General features: G+C 70.8%; 18 protein-coding genes. 9 read left to right on the top strand and 9 right to left on the bottom strand.

Annotated elements, in window-relative coordinates:
* Positions 1-242 precede the first annotated feature (242 nt).
* Both AF1_RS13195 and AF1_RS13190 read left to right on the top strand, forming a co-directional pair.
* Positions 243-485, top strand: a complete 243-nt coding sequence (locus tag AF1_RS13195; protein ID WP_067797424.1) for a hypothetical protein — start codon at positions 243-245, stop codon at positions 483-485.
* Positions 482-1522, top strand: a complete 1041-nt coding sequence (locus AF1_RS13190) for a hypothetical protein (RefSeq protein ID WP_067797421.1) — start codon at positions 482-484, stop codon at positions 1520-1522. Before AF1_RS13195 ends, AF1_RS13190 begins: the two co-directional genes overlap by 4 nt.
* Positions 1523-1703: 181 nt before the next feature.
* Here the strand turns inward: AF1_RS13190 and AF1_RS13185 are convergent, their stop codons facing one another.
* Together AF1_RS13185 and AF1_RS13180 are read right to left on the bottom strand one after the other, a co-directional pair.
* Positions 1704-2414, bottom strand: coding sequence for an MFS transporter (locus AF1_RS13185; RefSeq protein ID WP_242609054.1), 711 nt, complete (start codon positions 2412-2414; stop codon positions 1704-1706).
* Complete coding sequence (locus tag AF1_RS13180; protein ID WP_067797441.1) at positions 2411-3394, bottom strand: NAD(P)/FAD-dependent oxidoreductase; 984 nt, start codon at positions 3392-3394, stop codon at positions 2411-2413. Before AF1_RS13180 ends, AF1_RS13185 begins: the two co-directional genes overlap by 4 nt.
* A gap of 90 nt (positions 3395-3484) precedes the next feature.
* Between AF1_RS13180 and AF1_RS13175 the strand changes: the two genes are divergently transcribed.
* On the top strand, positions 3485-4084 hold the full coding sequence (locus AF1_RS13175; protein ID WP_067797418.1) for a helix-turn-helix domain-containing protein: 600 nt from the start codon (positions 3485-3487) through the stop codon (positions 4082-4084).
* A 180-nt stretch (positions 4085-4264) separates the two neighbouring features.
* Here the strand turns inward: AF1_RS13175 and AF1_RS13170 are convergent, their stop codons facing one another.
* Both AF1_RS13170 and AF1_RS13165 read right to left on the bottom strand, forming a co-directional pair.
* The gene (locus AF1_RS13170; RefSeq protein WP_131733027.1) at positions 4265-4678 is read right to left on the bottom strand and encodes an ATP-binding protein; all 414 of its coding nucleotides are present in this window, start codon (positions 4676-4678) and stop codon (positions 4265-4267) included.
* Complete coding sequence (locus AF1_RS13165) at positions 4678-4824, bottom strand: hypothetical protein (protein ID WP_157419182.1); 147 nt, start codon at positions 4822-4824, stop codon at positions 4678-4680. Before AF1_RS13165 ends, AF1_RS13170 begins: the two co-directional genes overlap by 1 nt.
* Positions 4825-5464: 640 nt before the next feature.
* On the opposite strand from AF1_RS13165, the gene AF1_RS13160 reads away from it, so the two are divergent.
* Positions 5465-6151 (top strand): hypothetical protein, encoded by a 687-nt coding sequence (locus tag AF1_RS13160; RefSeq protein ID WP_067797403.1) that lies wholly within the window; start codon positions 5465-5467, stop codon positions 6149-6151.
* 13 nt (positions 6152-6164) lie between these two features.
* On the opposite strand, the gene AF1_RS13155 is transcribed toward AF1_RS13160, so the two are convergent.
* Entirely contained in the window at positions 6165-6665 is a 501-nt protein-coding gene (locus AF1_RS13155) for a 2-thiouracil desulfurase family protein (RefSeq protein WP_067797400.1), read from the bottom strand.
* 111 nt (positions 6666-6776) lie between these two features.
* On the opposite strand from AF1_RS13155, the gene AF1_RS13150 reads away from it, so the two are divergent.
* Positions 6777-7985: a PP2C family protein-serine/threonine phosphatase gene (locus tag AF1_RS13150; protein ID WP_067797397.1), complete on the top strand. Its 1209-nt coding sequence runs from the start codon at positions 6777-6779 to the stop codon at positions 7983-7985.
* Positions 7986-7991: 6 nt separating this feature from the next.
* Here AF1_RS13150 and AF1_RS13145 read toward each other — a convergent pair whose 3' ends face one another.
* From AF1_RS13145 to AF1_RS13135, 3 genes are all read right to left on the bottom strand, one after another.
* Complete coding sequence (locus AF1_RS13145) at positions 7992-8810, bottom strand: SDR family NAD(P)-dependent oxidoreductase (protein WP_067797394.1); 819 nt, start codon at positions 8808-8810, stop codon at positions 7992-7994.
* The gene (locus AF1_RS13140; RefSeq protein WP_067797391.1) at positions 8807-9808 is read right to left on the bottom strand and encodes an AurF N-oxygenase family protein; all 1002 of its coding nucleotides are present in this window, start codon (positions 9806-9808) and stop codon (positions 8807-8809) included. Before AF1_RS13140 ends, AF1_RS13145 begins: the two co-directional genes overlap by 4 nt.
* Positions 9809-9869: 61 nt before the next feature.
* Positions 9870-10577, bottom strand: a complete 708-nt coding sequence (locus AF1_RS13135; RefSeq protein WP_242609053.1) for a TetR/AcrR family transcriptional regulator — start codon at positions 10575-10577, stop codon at positions 9870-9872.
* A gap of 202 nt (positions 10578-10779) precedes the next feature.
* Between AF1_RS13135 and AF1_RS13130 the strand changes: the two genes are divergently transcribed.
* The 3 genes from AF1_RS13130 to AF1_RS13120 all read left to right on the top strand — a co-directional run bounded on the left by AF1_RS13130 (position 10780) and on the right by AF1_RS13120 (position 15364).
* Complete coding sequence (locus tag AF1_RS13130) at positions 10780-11556, top strand: ABC transporter ATP-binding protein (RefSeq protein WP_067797380.1); 777 nt, start codon at positions 10780-10782, stop codon at positions 11554-11556.
* The gene (locus AF1_RS13125) at positions 11553-14063 is read left to right on the top strand and encodes an ABC transporter permease (RefSeq protein ID WP_067797372.1); all 2511 of its coding nucleotides are present in this window, start codon (positions 11553-11555) and stop codon (positions 14061-14063) included. The genes AF1_RS13130 and AF1_RS13125 overlap by 4 nt, the downstream gene beginning before the upstream one ends.
* A gap of 89 nt (positions 14064-14152) precedes the next feature.
* A complete protein-coding gene (locus AF1_RS13120; protein ID WP_067797369.1) occupies positions 14153-15364 on the top strand; it encodes a pyridoxal phosphate-dependent aminotransferase in 1212 nt (403 codons plus the stop codon).
* A gap of 22 nt (positions 15365-15386) precedes the next feature.
* Here AF1_RS13120 and AF1_RS13115 read toward each other — a convergent pair whose 3' ends face one another.
* Positions 15387-17486: an ATP-dependent DNA helicase gene (locus AF1_RS13115; protein WP_242608970.1), complete on the bottom strand. Its 2100-nt coding sequence runs from the start codon at positions 17484-17486 to the stop codon at positions 15387-15389.
* A 173-nt stretch (positions 17487-17659) separates the two neighbouring features.
* On the opposite strand from AF1_RS13115, the gene AF1_RS13110 reads away from it, so the two are divergent.
* A complete protein-coding gene (locus tag AF1_RS13110; RefSeq protein WP_067797366.1) occupies positions 17660-18628 on the top strand; it encodes a DUF4192 domain-containing protein in 969 nt (322 codons plus the stop codon).
* Position 18629 lies beyond the last annotated feature (1 nt).

Here is an 18629-nt window from a genome sequence, read left to right as displayed (position 1 = left end):
AGGGGCCCCGCCGTTACCGGCGGGGCCCTTCTCATTTCTAGGGTTTTACTGTCGCTCCCGCCGTTCTTGCGACGCCGAAGACACATCGGCACAGTGTTGACCGTCGGCCCGGGACCAGCTCGCATCTGGTGGGTGTCGGCTGCTCGAAGAGTAAGAAGAACGGCCCCCACTCGACCGATGGACCGCTCGCCCTAGACCATTGTCGCTATCGACAGGGGCACCGGCTCGGCACGATCGTAGTCATGAAGGATTCAAAGTCTTACGATCGCCTGTCGGGACTGTTGCTCTTCCTCGGCGTCATCGAGGGTGTCCGGCCGTTCATCAACAAAGCTCTCGGCTGGGACAGCAGCTTCCTCTGCCTGCCCATGTACCTGCCGAGCCCCTTCTGGTGGATCGCGTCGGCCGGTGTCATCGTCTTCAGTGCCACACTGATCATCTGGCTCGATGTGGCGAAGAAACGACGCTTTCCGGAGAAATCCGAATGAGCGGGCCGAACACGGGCGGGATCCGGTTGCGGCGAAGCCGGCGTGCCGCTCCCGCCATAGCGCTGTTCCTCCTCGCGCCGACGGTCGGAGAACTGCTGCTGGGGAACCTCGCGTACACGCAACTGCCGTTCTTCCTGCCCATCCTCGCCCCAATGTACGGCGGCGGCGCCCTGCTCATCCGGGAAGTGACCCGGAGGGCCGGGCGCGGGCCGACGACGATGCTGATCCTCGGCGTGGCCTACGGGCTCGTAGAGGAGGGCCTGGCGGACCAGATGCTCTTCAACCGGTACTACGCCGGGCACGACGAGATGGGCGACACCTACATTCCCGTGCTCGGGATGGGCGGCTGGCTGACCCTCGGTGTCCTGACGATGCACGCGGTATGGAGTACGAACGTCGGTATCGCGCTGGTGGAGGCTTTCGTGCCTGACCGGGCGGAGACACCGTGGCTGGGCCGGACCGGCCTGAGCGTCACCGCGGTCATCTTCGCCACCGGCTCGGCTCTCGTCGCCTGGGGCGGCTACCAGGACGAGCGGTTCCTCGCCGCGCCCGTGCAGTTGCTCGGCACCGCGGCCGCGATTGTGGCACTGGTCATCGTGGCGTTCCGCCGTCCACCCGCGTCGCGGCTCGCCGGCATCGCCCCGAAGCCGTGGATCGTCGGCGTCGTCGCCTTCGTCGCGGGTGGCGCGTTCTCGTGCACGGCCGACCTGCCCGGATGGTGGAGCGCCGCGGCGGTTGCAGTGGTGATCGCCGTCACGATCATCGTGGTCGGCCGCTGGTCGCGGCAGCGGAACTGGAGCCGTGCTCATCGCCTTGCTCTCGCCACGGGCGCGGTGCTGACCTATGCCTGGATGGGGTTCGGGATGCAGCCGGAGTCGGGCCCCAAGACCACGGGTGACTACGTCATGAACGTTGTGCTGGCTTCAGGCACCGTTGCCCTGGTCGTGTTCGCGGCCCGGAGACTGCACGCGTTCCGGCCGGCCGCGTCCACCGCCGGGGAACGGTTCGAGCCCGCTGCTCAGCCGCCGCGCGGGTGACGCCGCTCGCGACGAGCCGGACCGGCGACGTCACGGCACTCATCCCTTTTCCTCCCGAGACGAGGTCGCCGGTGCGGCGCTCGCCGAACGGGTTGGCCTCCGCTGACCCGCCGGTTCGAGTACAGCCTCGCACCATCCCCAGCCGTCATCGGGCCGCCACCGCCGACGTCCGGACGGACGTCTACACCGGCGGAGACCTCGGGCTCAGCCCGGCGAACCGGCCTCGTCCACCGTCATCTGCGACCGGGCGGCGAGAGACCGCCCGGTCGAGCAGGACGGCCGGCACCACGGCCGCGGCCAGGACGGCGCCGATCCAGGTGACGGACGTGAGGCCCGCGCCGGCGTTCAGGGCGACCACGCCCCAGAACCCGCCCCGCCATCCGGTGAAGTGACTGAGCAGCGCGCCCGCCGGGCCACCGGCGATCATCGCCAGGCTGAGGCCGCTGACGACGACTCCGGAGGCGCGTGCGGTGCGGCCAGGGGGGACGAGGCCGGTCGCGGTGACCGCTGCGACCGCCCAGTACCCCGCATAGGCGAGGCCGCAGACGAAACGGGTGGCCAGGAGCACCGCGTAACTCCCGGTCAGAAGGCCGGCCGTCACCGAGACGGCGAAGACGACCTGAGCGGTCACCAGCGTGGTGCGTCGCGGCCAGCGCAGCGTCATGATGGCGAAGGGAGGCCCGCCGATCACGACACCGACGGCGAATGCCGAGATCAGCGCGCCGGCGGAGGACAGGCTGATCTTCAGGTCGTCGGCGATCGCCGGCAGGGTCCCGGCCAGCAGGAACTCCGCACTGCCCATCGCGAACAGGCTGAACGCGAGCAGGTGGACGCCGAGCGGCAGCCTTCCGTGAGGGACCGGCACCTGCTGCCGGGTGGTGTCCACGCTCATCGGCCATCACCCCGGGCCGTGGTGCGGTGCTGTTCGACGGCGCGGTCGACGTCTTCGTCCAGCAGGTCGGTGTTGATGGCGAAGGCGGCGGTGGAGCCCAGGCCGGCGGCGGTGATGACCTGGGCGCGCGGATCGATGACGTTACCGGCGGCCCAGACGCCGGCGATGCCGGTGCGGCCGGTGCGGTCGACGGTGACCCAGCCGTCGTCGTCCTTGTCGCAGCCCAGCCGGGTCAGCAACTCGTCCTGCGGAACCATGCGGGGGACGAGGAAGGCGGCGGCACGGGGGATGTGGCGACCGTCGGTGAGTTCGATGCCTTGCAGCCGGTCGTCGTCGATGACCAGATGCCTGATCTCGCCCTCGATGATGCGCAGGCCGCGTGCCTCCAGCCTTTCCCGATCCTGCGCCGTCAGCTTGAGCGTGTGCGGGAAGAAGACGACATCGTCGCTCCACGCGCGCAGGAGCAGGGCCTGGTGAACCGAGCCCGGATGGGAGCCGAGGACGGCGAGCGGCCGGTCACGGACCTCATAGGCGTGGCAGTAGGGGCAGTGCAGCAGGTCCTTGCCCCACCGTTCACGCACGCCGGGGATGTCGGGCAACTCGTCGCGCAACCCGGTCGCGACCAGCACGCGGCGGGCCTTGAGTGTCGGCCCGCCGGCCATCCGGACGTAGTAGCCGTGGTCGATCCGGTCCACCCGGCCTTGGATGAGCCGGACGCCGTACCGGGAGATCTCGGCGCGGCCGAGTTCGAGCAGTGTCGCGGGGGCCAGTCCGTCACGGGACAGGAAGCCGTGCATGTGCGAGGCGGGCGCGTTGCGCGGCTCACCGCCGTCTATTACCGCTACCGTACGCCGGGCCCGTCCCAGCACCAGGGCGGCGCTCAGACCGGCGGCGCCGGCGCCGATCACCACCACGTCGTAAACCCCGTCGCCGGCGGCGCGCCGCGCGCCGTGGGGCTGGTCGTTCACCGCATTGATCATGGCGATCACCTCCGCGCCCGATGGTGCGGCCCTGGTGACGTTCCGACAACTTCTGTTGCCATTTCTGGGACGCAGGGATGGAATGGGGGGATGGACGAGCAATCTCCGATCGCCGCCACGCTGGCCCAGGTCGGCGCACGCCTCAAGCGCATCCGCACCCAGCGCGGCGTGAGCCTGTCCGCGCTGGCCGAGGCCACCGGCATATCCAAGAGCACCCTGTCGAGGCTGGAGACGGGCGGGCGCCGCCCGAGCCTGGAGCTCCTGCTGCCCATCGCCCAAGCCCACCAGCTCCCGCTGGACGAGCTGGTCGGCGCGCCCGAGGTCGGCGACCCGCGAATCCGCTGGAAACCCCGCGTCCGCAATGGCCGCACGATGATTCCGCTGACCGCCCACCCCGGCCCCCTGCAAGCCTGGAAGTCGATCATCCCGGCCGAGCAGAACCGGCCCGAGCCGTGCACACACGAGGGGTATGAGTGGCTGTACGTGCTATCCGGGCGCCTGCGGCTCATCGTGGCCGACCACGACCTGATCCTGGGACCGGGTGAGGCCGCCGAGTTCGACACCCGCCTGCCGCACTGGTTCGGCCCCACCGGTGAGTCTCCGGTGGAGGTCCTCAGCCTGTTCGGCCGTCAGGGGGAGCGCATGCACATCCGCGCCAGGCCACGCCCCCGGCGGGAGCCGGCGTCCTGACCCGCTCGGCCGCCGCCTTCACGTTGCCGCATGGGGAGATGGATCCGCCGCGTCCGTTCCCCGCCTCGGATCGGAACTCCCGCTTGTCGTGCAGGCCCGCGCAACGGACGCACGCCTTGCGTGATCTTGCCTGCTCTTCCCGTTTCGGTCCGTTCGGGTGCCCGGCACTGCCCGAGTGCGTCACGCCAGCACACGTGCCCATATCCACTTCCCGCATGGTCTGGTCGGGGAGATGCCGCACTTGGACGACAGCGCCTCCACGATGGGCAGGCCCCTGCCGTCCGCCCTCATGGGCGCGGTGTGCATCGGCGGTTTGCGCACCGGCAGGGCGTCCGAGGAGTCCCACACCATCAGCAGCACCCCGCACGGCTCGCGCGTGAACTGCACGCGAATCTGCTGCTCGGGAGTGTGCAGGATCGCGTTCGTCACCAGCTCACTGGCGATCAGCGCCACGTCGTCGCGCAGCCCGGCCAGCCCCCACGAGGCAAGCCGGAGGTCTACCAGTGTCCGAACCTGACCCGGGGCCGTCCGCGCCGCCAGGAACGTCATGTCCAGCCTGTCGGTGACGATCGCGCTCCTCCTGCCATGGCCCATCACGACCGCCGCGCCAACTGCCGCAGCACCGGTACGGCCCGCTCCGCCGTCGCCGACCCGTCGCCGGCCTCGCCGAGCACATGCCCGCGCTCGCCGCCCAGGCGGAACAGCCGGCCGTCGCACGCGATCACCCGCTCGCCACGCACTCTCAGCGATGTGATCAGGGGCGTCCCGTGCACCGCCGCGCGGCGTCTCCACCGCATGAGCCGCGCTGCCAACTCCGCTAATGGGTTGGTCGTAATATTTCCCATAAGTCCGACTCCTTCCAGTCGGGCCCAGGCCCTGGGACGCGGTGGTGATGACACCGGTCCGGGGCCGCCTTGTATCTCCGTTCTGCGCCCTTCTTTCGCTTTCGGGGGAAGGTGAGGCGGTCCAGCGAGGAGAGGCGCGATCTTTCTCTTTTCTCTGATTCGGAGAGCGCTTAGACTTGGGTCAAGATTGCCGCTATGCGGCAATAAAGCCAATGTCTGATCAAGGCAACGGCATTGCCGTATGGCGACAATGGGAGCGTGAGCAGTGGCTGCTACCAGGGCGAATGTGCAGCGTCGCCGGCAGATTGAACGTGAAGCCAACGAGATTCGTCTGGATGGAATCCGTCGCGGCCTTACCGTCGAAGCCATCGTTGAAGGGATTACTCGTAAGATTTCGGACATTACGCCGCTGGAGGCATGGCGGTTCGCCAGCGGCTACGACCGCAGCGAGGTTTCCGCGAGACTCGACGCCCTGTACGAGGCGGACGGTCTCCAGCCGCCGCACATAGACGCAGCCGTCCTATGCCGGTGGGAATTGGGCGATCGCCGCCCGAGCAACGAACGCATCGAGTACTTCTGCCGCCTCTACCGCACAAGGCCCGATCGGCTCGGATTCGGGACCGACCACAGTCCCGGCGACGTGGCCCACGTTCAGCGCGCGGGGATCGTTGACGCGTTCCCGTTCACGAGTGAGGAGTCCGAACAGGATCTCGTCCAGCGGATCTCGGCCGCCCGGGAGCGCATCAACCTGTTCGGCCTGACGCGATCGTTCTACGCCAGTGACACCGTTCTCTCCGTCCTGAAGAAGAAGGCGCGGACGATGGACGTCAACGTCTATGTCATGGACCCCTACTGCGAGTCCCGCAAGGACCGTTACCGGATCGAACCAGCGGACGCGGCCATGGAAGACCCCGAGCGCTACGTTCGGGAGATCATCCGGCCGCTCCGTGCCGCGTCGGACGAAGAGCCCCGGCTCCGGCTGTACCTCTTCGACTTCCCCTGCTCGTTCGCGATGGAGGAGGTGGACGGGGTCGTGCGCGTCATGATGTACGGGCACGGCCGGCGGGGGACCCATGGCCCGATCATCGTCTTCGGCGAGGGCACGTCCTCGCACGCCTACTTCGTGGAGCAGCTCCGGTGGCTGGAGCGCCTCTCGTCCGACGACTCGCCGGAGCCCTGGAAGAGCAAGGGGGTGCGGGTCCGGCCCTTCGACCTCTGGTAGCCACGTACCCTGGTTAGAGGGACCGGTCTTCGAGGACGGCCAGGTGGGTCTGGAGGGCTTCCAGGTCGTTCTCGGTGAAGACCGTGATGCCGGCGCGTTCCAGGAGGGCCGTGGTCACACCGGAGCCTGGGCGTTTCGTGGCGGTGAAGGTGCCGTCGTAGATGCGGTGGGTGCCGCAGGACGGACTGCCCTCCTTCAGGAGGGCGATTCGGGTGCCGGTGCGCTGGGCGGTGTCCAGGGCCAGGCGGGCGCCCTGGAGAAACCGGTCCGTGACGTCCTCGCCGGTGTCGGTGAGGATGCGGGCTCTTCCGTCCAGGACGTCGGCGCCGTCGCCGTCGACGATCTCGGCCGGGGGGCGCGGAACGGGCAGGCCACCCGACACCTCCGGGCAGAATGGCACGAGACGCCCCTCCGAACGCCAGCGCTCGAACAGGCCGTTCCCCACGGGCCTGGCCGCGCCGTCGTAGCGGACGGGGCGGCCCGCCAGGCAGGAGCTGACCAGGATGCGTTCCACGTCGCCCAGCCTATGCGGGACCGTCGCGCCGTACTCTGCGCCCCGGTTAGGATCGGCCCCCAGACCTGGGGGAACAGCAGTGAATCAGTAGATCTAGTACATACAGGTGGCATGTTGGAGAACTCGGAGGACGCCGCCCGGAGGCTTGAGAACATCCGGGCGCTCACCGATGAGGCGTTCGCCCATATGGATATGGACGAGTTCCTCGACACGCTGCTCGACCGCGTGCGCGAGATCCTGGACGTCGACACCGCCGTCGTCCTGCTCCTCGACCGGCAGGGGCGCTTCCTTGAGGCGACGGCCGCCAAGGGCATCGAGGAGGAGGTCAGCCAGGCCGCGCGCGTCCCGGTCGGCCGGGGCTTCTCCGGGCGTGTCGCCGCCGAGCGCCGCCCCGTCTACATCGCGGACGTGCCGAGCGCCGCCGTGTTCAACCCGCTGCTCGCCGAGCGGGGCCTGCGCTCCCTGCTCGGCGTGCCGCTCATCGGCGGTGGCCGGGTGGTCGGGGTGCTGCACGTCGGGACGCTCACCCACCGCGAGTTCACCGAGGACGAGGCCGAACTGCTGCAGCTCGCGGCCTCGCGTGCGGCGCTGGCGGTGCAGGCGCTGGTCAGCCGGGCCGAACGCGCCGGAGCCCGGGAACTGACCCGCAGCCTCATACCGACCGCGCTTCCCGACATCCCCGGCGCCGAGCTCGCCGCTCGCTACAGTCCCGGCAAGGCGAGCGTCGGCGGCGACTGGTACGACGTGTTCACGCTCCCGTCCGGCGAGATCGGCATCGTCATGGGGGACGTGGCCGGGCACGGGCTCGGCGCCGCCGTCGTGATGGGCCGGATGCGCAGCGCGCTGCGGGCCTACGCGCTGGAGAGCACCGATCCCGCCGAGGTGCTGCGCAGGCTCGACCGCAAGATGCAGCACTTCGAGCCCGACGCGACGGCGACGGTCCTGTACGCGGTGTTCGATCCCGGGCTGGAGCGGGTCCGGCTGTCGTCGGCCGGCCATCTGCCGCCCGCCCTGGCCCTGCCGGGACGTCCCGCGCGGTGTGTCGACACGAAACCCGACGTCCTCATCGGCCTCGGGATCGAGACCCCGCGCGAGACCGTGACCGTCACGCTCCCGCCGGGCGGCCTGCTGGCCCTCTACACCGACGGGCTGGTGGAGCGGCGGGGCAGCTCGGTGAACACCGGCATCGACCGGCTCTGCGAGGTGGTGTTCGCCGGTCCGCCCGAGGAGGTGAGCGCCACGGTGATGTCGGCGCTCATCGGCCGCGAGCGGACCGAGGACGACGTCGCGCTGCTGGTGATCCGGCGCGCCCCCGCCTGAACGGGCTCACTTCCCGGCGCGGATCCGGTTCACGGCGAGCTGCGCCACCCGGACGGCCGCGCCGGGGTTGAGCCGGACGCCCCGCCACGCGATCCGGCCGTGCGCGGGCGCGACGATGAGCGCCTGGTTCTTCGCGACGCCGCGCATGATGTCGCGGGCCAGCTTCTCCGCCGTGTAGAGGCGCGGGGACGCCTTGGCGATGTCACCGGTCGCGTCGCCGCTCAGCGCCGTCTCCGGCAGGTCCGGGTTGACGTTGTGCAGAAGCGGGGTGTCGACGAAGGACGGGCACACGACGCTGACCTTGACGCCGCGTCCGGCGGCCTCCGCGCGCAGGCCGAGGGAGAGCCCGACGACCGCATGCTTGGTGGCGGTGTAGGGGATGCCGATCGGCATCGGGACGAGCCCGGCGAGCGACGCGGTGTTCACGATGTGGCCGCCGCCCTGCTCCAGCATGATCGGGTAGGCGGCGTGGACGCCGTGCACGACGCCCTTGAGGTTGATGTCGATGGCGCGGTTCCAGTGGTCGAGGGTGAGTTCCTCGGCCAGGCCGCCGATCGCGATGCCCGCGTTGTTGAACACGAGGTCGAGCCGTCCGTGGTCGGCCCTGACGCCCTTATAGAGGTCGGTGACGGCGCCGGCGTCGGTGACGTCCAGGGCGGCGGACGTGGCCTTGCCCCTGCCGAGGGTGTTCAGCTTGTCGGCCACCCGCGCGGCGCCCGCGGCGTTGACGTCGGTGACCACGACGGTGTCGCCGCGCGCCACCAGGGACGTGGCGATCGCGCGGCCGATGCCGGATGCGCCTCCGGTCACGATCGCGATGCTCATCGCGCGCTCCGCCCGGTGCCGGCGCGGCGCTGCCTCGGCTCGTCCCAGATGCCGAACGCCTTCCAGACCTGCCTGTTCACCGGGCTGATCACGCCGAGTTCGGCCATCAGGTCGCGGATCTTGCCGACCGAGTTGGAGATCTCCGCCTGCGACGCCTCGTTCTTGTAGGCGGCGCGGACGACGTCCTTCGGAATGCCGAAGTGCCGCACCATCGGGCCGGGCGGGGCCAGCATGATCCGCGCCATCACGCCGAGCACGACCGGGGTCGCGATGCCGAGGACGCGGCGGCGCAGCGGGTTCATGTTCGGCACCCGGTGCCTGAGGTAGTGCCGGGCGAAGGAGATGTGCCGGGCCTCCTCCGCGATGTGGATCTTCATGATGGTCTCTTCGAGCGGGTGCTTGACGTGCCCGCCCTTGAGGGACTTGCGCTGGACGTAGTCGATCGGGTCCTCGCCGCCGAGCACGAATATGAAGAACATCTCGGTGCTGACCAGCGGAATCCACGGGGCGGCCTGCGCGATGAGGCTGAGCGACCGCGGCATGCCGCGGATCGGCATCTTCGTCCGGTTCACGAACTCCTGGAACATCATCCCGTGATGACATTCCTCGGTCGTCTCGTGGTAGACGTACCGGAACTCGGGACGGCCGTTCGGCAGCCGGTAGGCGTAGTTGAGCAGCCCGCGCTTCAGCAGGTTCTCGAACTGCAGGCCGATCTTCATCGCGGTGGCGATGCGCCACAGCCCGATCTGCGCCTGGATCTCCGGCGGCTGCGCCTGGTACCAGGCCGTCTCGCCGAGCCGGTCGAACGGCGGCAGCACCCAGCGCGGGTCGTTCTTGTCCACGGCGAACTCGGGGTCGTCCCAGGGGATGTCGGCGTAGGCCTCCCAGTGCTTCTCCACCGACGCCTTGTTCAGGCGGTCGATGACACCGATGTACGACTTTTTGTCCTTGACCTGCTCGCGGAGCTCGTCGGCGAGTTCGGTGGGGGCTTTCGGCATGTGAGGCGCTCCCTCGGGGCGGTGCGGTCGGCGGGCGCCGACGGGGGTCACGGGGACGGGGTCACTGCTCGGATCCGGGCGACGACGCCTCCGCGGGCGTGTCGGGCATGGGCGGGCCGGCCGGGATGCCCGGCTGTGGGACGATCAGCTGCGCGACGTCCTTGACCTGGCGCAGCACCGCGGCCTGGTGGCCCTCGGCGTCGTCGTCCAGCGCGTTCTGGATGGACAGCCCGACGAACATCGCGAACACGCCGCGCAGCATCGCCGGGACGAAGTCGGGGGGCAGAGTGTTCTCCGGGAACAGCCGCTCGAACGTCTCCAGGATCACCTGGAGGATCCGCTCGTTCAGGTCGCGGCACAGGGGCCGCAGCTCGTCGTCGGTGCGGGCCGCCACCGCCAGCTCCGTGAGGGCCTTGGCCGGACGGCCGCGGAACACCTCCCACAGCAGGTCGAGCGCGCCCGACACGTTGCGCCGCTCGGGCGGCAGGACGGCGAACGCCGTCTCGTACGCCAGCCGCTGCGCCTCCAGCAGATGCTCCAGCGCGGCGGCGACCAGCACCATCTTCGTCGGGTAGTGGTGCTGCTGCGCCCCGCGCGAGACGCCGGCGCGGCGGGCGACCTCCGTGGTGGACGTCCCGGACCAGCCGAGGTCCACCAGGCACTCCATGGTCGCCTCCAGGAGCCTGGCCCGCGTGCGCGACCGGCGTTCCTGCTGCGTACGGCGGCTCGGGGCGCCGTAGCGGTGCCGTCGGTGGCTGCTTACTGCCATGTCTCCGACCGTACGAGCGCAGATACAAGCAATCAAGCCTGCATGTATGTTGCCCGCATCACAATTGGACATCGAGTCTTATTGGCCTCTCCGCATACCGCGGCGGACGTAGCAGGGGAGGCCGGAGTGCTGCGCGGGGAGCAGTGCGGGTGACTCTCCTGGCCGGACGACGGCTCCCGGGCCGTGCCGCCACGATCCCGCTATGGGAAATGCAGCAGAAGCGAAGCGAACGATCAGCGAGGGGACGGCGGCGGGCGGCGCCCGCACGGTCCGCCTCGGCAAGGTGTACGGGTCCGGTGACATGGCGGTGCGCGCGCTCGACGACGTCACCGTGGAGTTCCCGGCCGGGCGGTTCACCGCGATCATGGGCCCGTCCGGCGCCGGCAAGTCCACGCTGATGCACTGCGTGGCCGGGCTGGAGGACGCGTCGTCCGGCAAGGTCTACGTCGGCGACCAGGAACTCGGGGCCCTGTCGGACCGGCGGCTGACCAGGCTCCGCCGCGAGCGCATCGGATTCGTGTTCCAGGCGTTCAACCTGATCCCGACCCTCACCGCGCGCGACAACATCCTGCTTCCGCTCACGCTGGCCGGGACGAGCCCGGACCGGGAGTGGCTGAACACGGTCGTCCGCGTCCTCAAGCTGGGGGACCGGCTGTCGCACCGGCCGTCGGAGATGTCCGGCGGGCAGCAGCAGAGGGTGGCGCTGGCGCGCGCGCTGGTCACCCGCCCGCAGATCGTGTTCGCGGACGAGCCGACCGGCAACCTCGACTCCCGCACCGGCGCCGAGGTCCTGGCGCTGCTCCGCAACGCGGTGGACGACCTGGGCCAGACCGTCGCGATGGTCACCCACGACCCGGTCGCCGCGGGGCACGCCGACGCGGTGGTGTTCCTCGCTGACGGCCGGATCGTCGACCTCATGGACGCGCCCACGGCCGACCGGGTGCTGGACCGCATGCGAGGGCTGGGAGACCACTCATGATCGGGCTCGTTTTCAAGGAACTGTGGGGACGCAAGCGCCGGATGGTCGGCTCCCTGGCGGCCGTCTTCCTCGGCGTGACGTTCCTGACCGGAACGCTCGTGCTCGGCGACACGCTCGCGGCGAGCATCGACGGATACTTCTCCAAGGCGTACGGCAAAACGGACGTGACCGTAAGGAACGCGACCAAGGTCAGTGATGCGCCGTGGGGCGCGCGCGGGCAGATCGATGCGTCCCTCCTGGACAGGGTGCGTCAGGTGAACGGCGTCGCGAACGCCGAACCCACCATCGAGGGGTCGGGCCAACTGCTCACCAAGGACGGCACCACGATCCAGTCGCGCGGACCCCGGACGGCCGGCAACTGGGTGACCGACGCCAAGCTCAACCCGTACCACCTGGTGTCCGGGCGGGCGCCCCGCGCGCCCGACGAGGTCGTCATCAACAAGATGTTCGCCGATGAGGGGAAGCTGAAGGTCGGCGACCGGACGGCGGTGCTCACGCCGCGGAAGGTCCCGGTGACCGTCGTCGGGATCAGCAAGTTCGGTGCCGAGGACGCGTTCGGCGAGACGTCCTTCACGGCGTTCTCGCTGGAAGGCGCCCGCGAGCACGTCGTGCAGGGGACCGACCGGATCAGCGGCGTCGCCGTCCGCGCGCGGGACGGCGTCAGCCAGGCCGAACTGGCGTCCCGCATCAAGCCGGTCCTGCCCGCCGGGGTGGAGGCCATCACGAACAAGGCGCAGGTCGAGGAGGGCATGAGCCTCGTCCAGAGCGGCTTCCTGCGCGTGTTCCGCATCGTGCTGGCCTCGTTCGGCGGCGTGGCGCTGCTCGTCGCCGCGTTCTCGATCCACAACACGTTCGCGATCACGATGGCGCAGCGGACCCGCGAGTCGGCGCTGCTGCGCGCCCTCGGCGCCGGACGCCGCCAGGTCGTCACGATCGTCGGCTTCGAAGCCCTGGTCGTCGGCGGTGCCGCCACCCTCGCGGGCCTCGCCGGCGGGCTCGGCTTCGCGGCCCTGCTCCGGCAGTTGTTCACCCGGTTCCGGATCGGCATCGCGATGGAGGGCCTCACCGTCGCCCCCACCTCGATCATGATCGCGGTGCCGGTCGGGCTGCTGGTCACCCTGATCGCGGCGCTCGGTCCCGCGCTGAAGGCGTCGCGGGTGCCGCCGCTGGCCGCGCTGCGCGAGGTCGCGGCGGAGGCGTCCGGCCCGTCCGACACCCGCGTCGTCGTCGGCGGCGTCTTCGCGGCGGTCGCGATCGGGACCGTCGTGTTCGGCGCGGTCACCGGGCAGACGGCGATGGCGGCCGCGGGCGCGGTCGTGACCGCCGCCGCGATGGTGGCGCTCGGGCCGGTCGCCGCCGGGCCGGTCGCGCTGCTGCTCGGCGGGCCCGCGGCGCGGCTGCGCGGGGTGCCGGGGACGCTCGCGCGGGACAACGCCTCCCGCAGCCCGGCGCGCACCGCCGGCGCCGCGACCGCGCTGATGATCGGCGTCGGCGTCGTCACGCTGATGACGGTGTTCATCGGGTCGCTGCGCGCGTCCCTGGAGGACGGCGTCGCCGGGTCGTTCAAGGGCCCGATCGTGGTGAACGCGGGCAACAACGAGACCGGCGGGTTCAGCACGTCCCTCGTCCGGGAGGCGGCGAAACTGCCCCAGGTGCGCGAGGTCGCGGGGCTCGGCACGGGCAGCATGCGGGTGGACGGCTCCCCCTCCACCGTCAGCGTGGCCGACCCGTCCAGCCTGCGGCGTGTCCTCGACCTGGGCGTCACGCAGGGCGGCCTCAGCGACGCGAGCACGTTCGCCGTATCGAAGAAGGCCGCGGATGACAACCACTGGCAGGTGGGCACCCCGGTCGGCGTGACGTTCGCGGACGGCACCTCACAGAAGCTCACCGTGGGGGCCGTCTACGAGAATACCGACCTGACCGGTGACTACCTCGTTCCGCGCACCGTATGGAACGCGCACACCAGGCAGCCCTTGGACACGCGTGCCTTCGTCGAACTGAACCCCGGCGCGTCGGCCGCGTCCACCCGGCAGGCCCTGACGGCGCTGGCCAAACCCTACGGCGCACCCGAGGTCCAGTCGCGGGACGATTTCGTCGCCGCGCAGACCGAGGAGATGGCCGGCTTCATCACCGTCGTCTACGGGATGCTCATCCTGGCCATCGTCGTCGCGCTGCTCGGCATCGCCAACACGCTGTCCCTCGCCGTCCACGAACGGACCCGCGAACTCGGGCTGCTCCGCGCGGTCGGCGCGACCCGCCCGCAGATCCGGTCGATGGTCCGCTGGGAATCGGTCATCGTGGCACTGTTCGGCACCGGCGGCGGGCTCGGCCTCGGCGTGTTCCTGGGCTGGGGGCTCGGCACCGCCCTGGGCAACCCGTTCGCGCCGTCCGCCGTCCAGCTCGCGGTCATCGCGGCGGTCGGCGCGGTGGCGGGGGCGCTCGCCGCGATCCGTCCCGCCCGGCGCGCGGCGCGGCTGGCGATCCTGTCCGCGATCTCCGCGCCGTGACACCGCCGCCCCGTTCCCCGCCGCGCCGTTGTCCCGCCGCGCCGGGGAAACGGGGCGGCGGGCCCGCACCTCCCGGATATGGTGACCCCATGCAGGTCAACCAGTCGGGCAAGCTCACCAACGTCTGTTATGACATCCGCGGGCCGGTGCTGAAGCGCGCCAAGCAGCTGGAGGCCGAGGGGCACAACATCCTCAAGCTGCACATCGGCAACCCGGCCCCGTTCGGGTTCGAGGCCCCGCCCGAGCTCCTCCAGGACATGATCCGCAACCTGCCGGAGGCGCACGGCTACAGCGACTCCAAGGGCATCCTGCCCGCCCGCCGCGCCATCGTGCAGCAGTTCGAGGCGGGCGGTGTCACCGGCATCGACGTCGAGGACGTCTACCTCGGCAACGGCGTGTCCGAGCTCATCGTCATGACCCTGCAGGCGCTGCTCAACGACGGCGACGAGGTCCTCATCCCCACGCCCGACTACCCGCTGTGGACGGCGTCCGTCTCGCTCTGCGGCGGCACGCCCGTCCACTACCTGTGCGACGAGGACGACGGCTGGCAGCCGAGCCTGGACGACATCGAAGCCAAGATCGGCGACCGGACCCGCGCCATCGTCATCATCAATCCGAACAACCCGACCGGCGCCGTCTACTCACGCGAGGTGCTGTCCCGCGTCGTCGAGGTCGCCCGCCGCCGGGGGCTGATCGTCTTCGCGGACGAGATCTACGACCGGATCCTGTACGACGGCGCCGAGCACGTCCCGATCGCGTCGCTGGCGCCCGACCTGCTCTGCCTCACCTTCGGCGGGCTGTCGAAGAACTACCGGGTCGCCGGGTTCCGCTCGGGCTGGGTCGTGCTGTCCGGGCCGAAGGAGCACGCCGAGTCCTACATTGAGGGGCTCGACATCCTCGCCAACATGCGGCTGTGCCCGAACGTCCCCGGCCAGCACGCCATCCAGGCCGCGCTCGGCGGCCACCAGAGCATCGACGACCTCGTCCTGCCGACCGGCCGCCTCGGCGAACAGCGCGACCGCGCCTGGAAGCTGTTGAACGACCTGCCCGGCGTCAGCTGCGTCAAGCCGCAGGGCGCCCTCTACGTCTTCCCGCGCCTCGACCCCGAGATGTATCCGATCGAGGACGACATGGCCTTCGCCCTCGGCCTCCTCGAACACCAGAAGCTCCTCGTCGTCCAGGGAACGGGCTTCAACTGGCCGTCCACCGACCACTTCCGCATCGTCACCCTCCAGTACGCCGACGACCTGGAGGACGCGGTCGGCCGCATAGGCGAATTCCTGGCCGCCTACCGACGCTGAGCCGCCGGCCGCGAGCGGCCCGTCAGGACGGTTCCGCAGCGGCGGCGTCGAGGCGGCGCAATGCGCCGCGGACCACGTCCGGGTCGGTCGTGGCCCAGAACGGCGGCAGCGAGTTCTTCAGGAAGCCGCCGTACCGTGCCGTGGCGAGCCGCGGGTCCAGGACGGCGACGACGCCGCGGTCGTCCATCGAACGCAGCAGGCGCCCGGCGCCCTGGGCGAGCAGCAGCGCGGCATGCGTCGCGGCGACCGACATGAAGCCGTTGCCGCCGCGTGCCGCGACCGCCCGCGACCGGGCCGAGGACACCGGGTCGTCCGGACGCGGGAACGGGATGCGGTCCATGATGACGAGCTGCAGCGACGGGCCGGGGACGTCCACGCCCTGCCAGAGCGACAGGGTGCCGAACAGGCAGGTCCGCTCGTCCTCGGTGAACTGCCTGACCAGCAGGGACGTCGAGTCCTCGCCCTGGCACAGCAGCGGATGCGACAGGTGGTCCTTCAGCTCGTCGGCGGCCTGCCGCGCGGCCCGCATCGAGGAGAACAGGCCGAGGGTGCGCCCGCCCGCCGCCTCGATCAGCTCGGTGATCTCGGTGAGGTAGGCGTCGGCGAGACCGTCCCGTCCCGGCTGGGGCAGATGCCGGGCGACGTACAGGATGCCGGCCTTCGGATGGTCGAACGGGGAGCCGGCGTCCAGCCCGGACCACACGACCTCGGTCTCCTCGCCCTTCTGCGTCGCGGTCCGCGCGAGCCCCTCGGCGGCCGCCCTGGCGTCCCGCGGGGCGCCCTCCTCCAGCGATGGCAGGCCCCACTGGCGGGCCAGCGGCTCGAACGACCCGCCCAGCGTGAGCGTCGCCGACGTCAGGATCGCGGTGCGCTGCTCGAACAGGGTCGTCCGCAACAGGCCGCCGACCCCGATGGGTGCCACGTGCAGCGCCGGCGGCCGTTTGGGGCGCCCCTCCTGGACGAAGGGCTTCTCCAGCCACACCACGTCAAAGCGTTGGGCCATCTCGGGCTGGAACGCCTCCAGCATCCGTACGGCCGTGTCGTGCAGGTCCTCCAGCGACGACCGTGCGGCCTTGCGCGCGGCCATGTCACCTGGGTCGGAGTCCTTCTTGTCCGGGCCGAGCGCAGTGATGCAGGCGTGCGTGGCGTCCCGGACGGTGGCGAGGGTGTTGCCCAGAGCGGGTGAGAGGACGTCCATACGGCCCTGGGGCAGCTCCTCAAGGAGGATGCCGAGCCCTTCGGCGGCCTCCTTCAACCGGTCCGCGACGGCATCCTCGATCAGGCGCCCGCAACGCCGTGCGGCGGTCTCCACCCCGGCCGCGCTCAGATCCCCGGTGGCGACCGACGTGACCCGGTCGACGAGCTCATGAGCCTCGTCCACGATGACGACATCGTGCTCAGGCAGGACCTGGAATTCCTCCAGAGCGTCAATGGCCAGCAGCGCATGGTTGGTGACCACGATGTGAGCCTCACCGGCCTCCGCCCGTGCCAGCTCGGCGAAGCACTCCGTTCCCTGCGGGCACCGCTGCGCCCCCAGGCATTCCTTCGCCGTGACCGCCACCTGCCGCCACGCCTGCTCGCCCACCCCGGGCACCAGCTCGTCACGGTCCCCGGTCCGGGTCTCCTCCGCCCACTCGTTCAGCCGCTTGACCTGCCGCCCGAGCGCGGACAACTGCTGCGGGTCGAACAGGGACGGGCCGTCCTCCTCCTCGGGCACGCCCGTCTGCACCCGGTGCAGGCACAGGTAGTTGCGGCGGCCCTTGAGGATCGCGAACTTCAGCTCCGTCCCGAGCATCGGCCCGAGCGCCTCCGCCAGCCGGGGCAGGTCACGCTCGACGAGCTGCCGCTGCAGCGCGATCGTCGCGGTCGACACGACCACCGTCGTCTGCTGGTCCACCGCATGCCGGATCGCCGGAACCAGATAGGCCAGCGACTTGCCCGTTCCGGTGCCGGCCTGCGCGGCGAGATGCTCCCCGGACCCGATCGCCTTCTCCACCGCCCGCGCCATCTGGACCTGGCCGGGGCGCTCGGCACCCCCGATGGACGCGACGGCCGCGGCGAGCAAGGTCGCCGTGTCCGGAATCTGGGTGTCGCTGCCGGTCAGCAGATCAGGGGCGGGCACGTCGCCCAACGCTACCGCCCGCGACGGACACCCGCGTCCCACCCGGCGAGACCGGCCCCCGCCGATCACCCCATTCCAGGATGGACCACATCAAACCTGGAGCGTCCGATCCGGGTTATCCACAACCACGGGAAACTCGTCGGCCGCCTCCCGGCCCTGCGAGTGTCGACGGCATGGCACCTCTCGTGATCCGCTCCGCCCTGGACGCCATCGCCGCCGTCCCGTACCTCCTCGGCTTCCACCCGTCCCGCAGCCTCGTCGTGATCGGCTTCGAGGGCCGCGACCACGGCACATGCGCGATCCGGCTCGACTTACCGGCCACGGGCGCCGCAGGCCGGGTCGCCGCCCTCCTGGCCGGCAACGGCTTCGCCCGCTCGCTGCTGCTCGGTTACGGCTCCGAGGACGAGGTCGGGCGATCCGCCGGGGCCATGCGCGCGGCCCTCGCCGCCGCCGGCGTCCCCGCCGCGGAGGCGATCCGCGTCGCCGGCGGCCGCTGGTGGTCGCTCACCTGCCACGACGACTGCTGCCCGCGCGAAGGGACCCCGTACGACATCTCCGCAAGCGTCCTCGCCGCCCAGGCGACCTACGCCGGTCACGTCGCCCTCGCCGACCGCGCCGAACTCGTCCGCTCCGTCCAGCCGGTCGACGGCCCCGCCCGCGCCTCCATGCGCCAGGCCACCGCCCGCGCCGAAAAACGCCACCTGGCCCGCCGCGACGACCACCTCGGCTTCCTGCGGGCCCTGCTCACCCGGGCTCGCGCGGGCGTCTCCCCGACCGACGACGAGGCCGCCATGCTCGGCTTCGTCCTCACCGACCTGCGCCTCCGCGACGAAGCGTGGATCCGCATCGACGAGGGCGCCCCGGCCGCCGACATCGCCCTCTGGCGCGACATCCTGCGCCGCGTCGAGGAACCCTACGCCCCCGCTCCCGCCTCACTCCTGGCCTTCGCCGCCTACACGGCCGGCGACGGCGGCCTGGCCAACGTCGCCCTCCAGCGCGCCCTGGACGCCGACCCCGCCTACTCGATGGCCGTCATCCTCCGTGAAGTGATCAACAGCGGTATCCCCGCCTCCCGGCTCCGCCTCCACATGACCTCCGACCAACTGGCCGCCGCCTACGACGACGAAAGGAAAGCCGGCTGAC

The organism is Actinomadura formosensis NBRC 14204, assembly GCF_001552155.1.
In the GTDB taxonomy this organism is placed as follows: domain Bacteria; phylum Actinomycetota; class Actinomycetes; order Streptosporangiales; family Streptosporangiaceae; genus Spirillospora; species Spirillospora formosensis.
The sequence above is the reverse complement of the archived record's forward strand: the minus strand, read 5'-3'. Positions and strand labels throughout refer to the sequence as shown.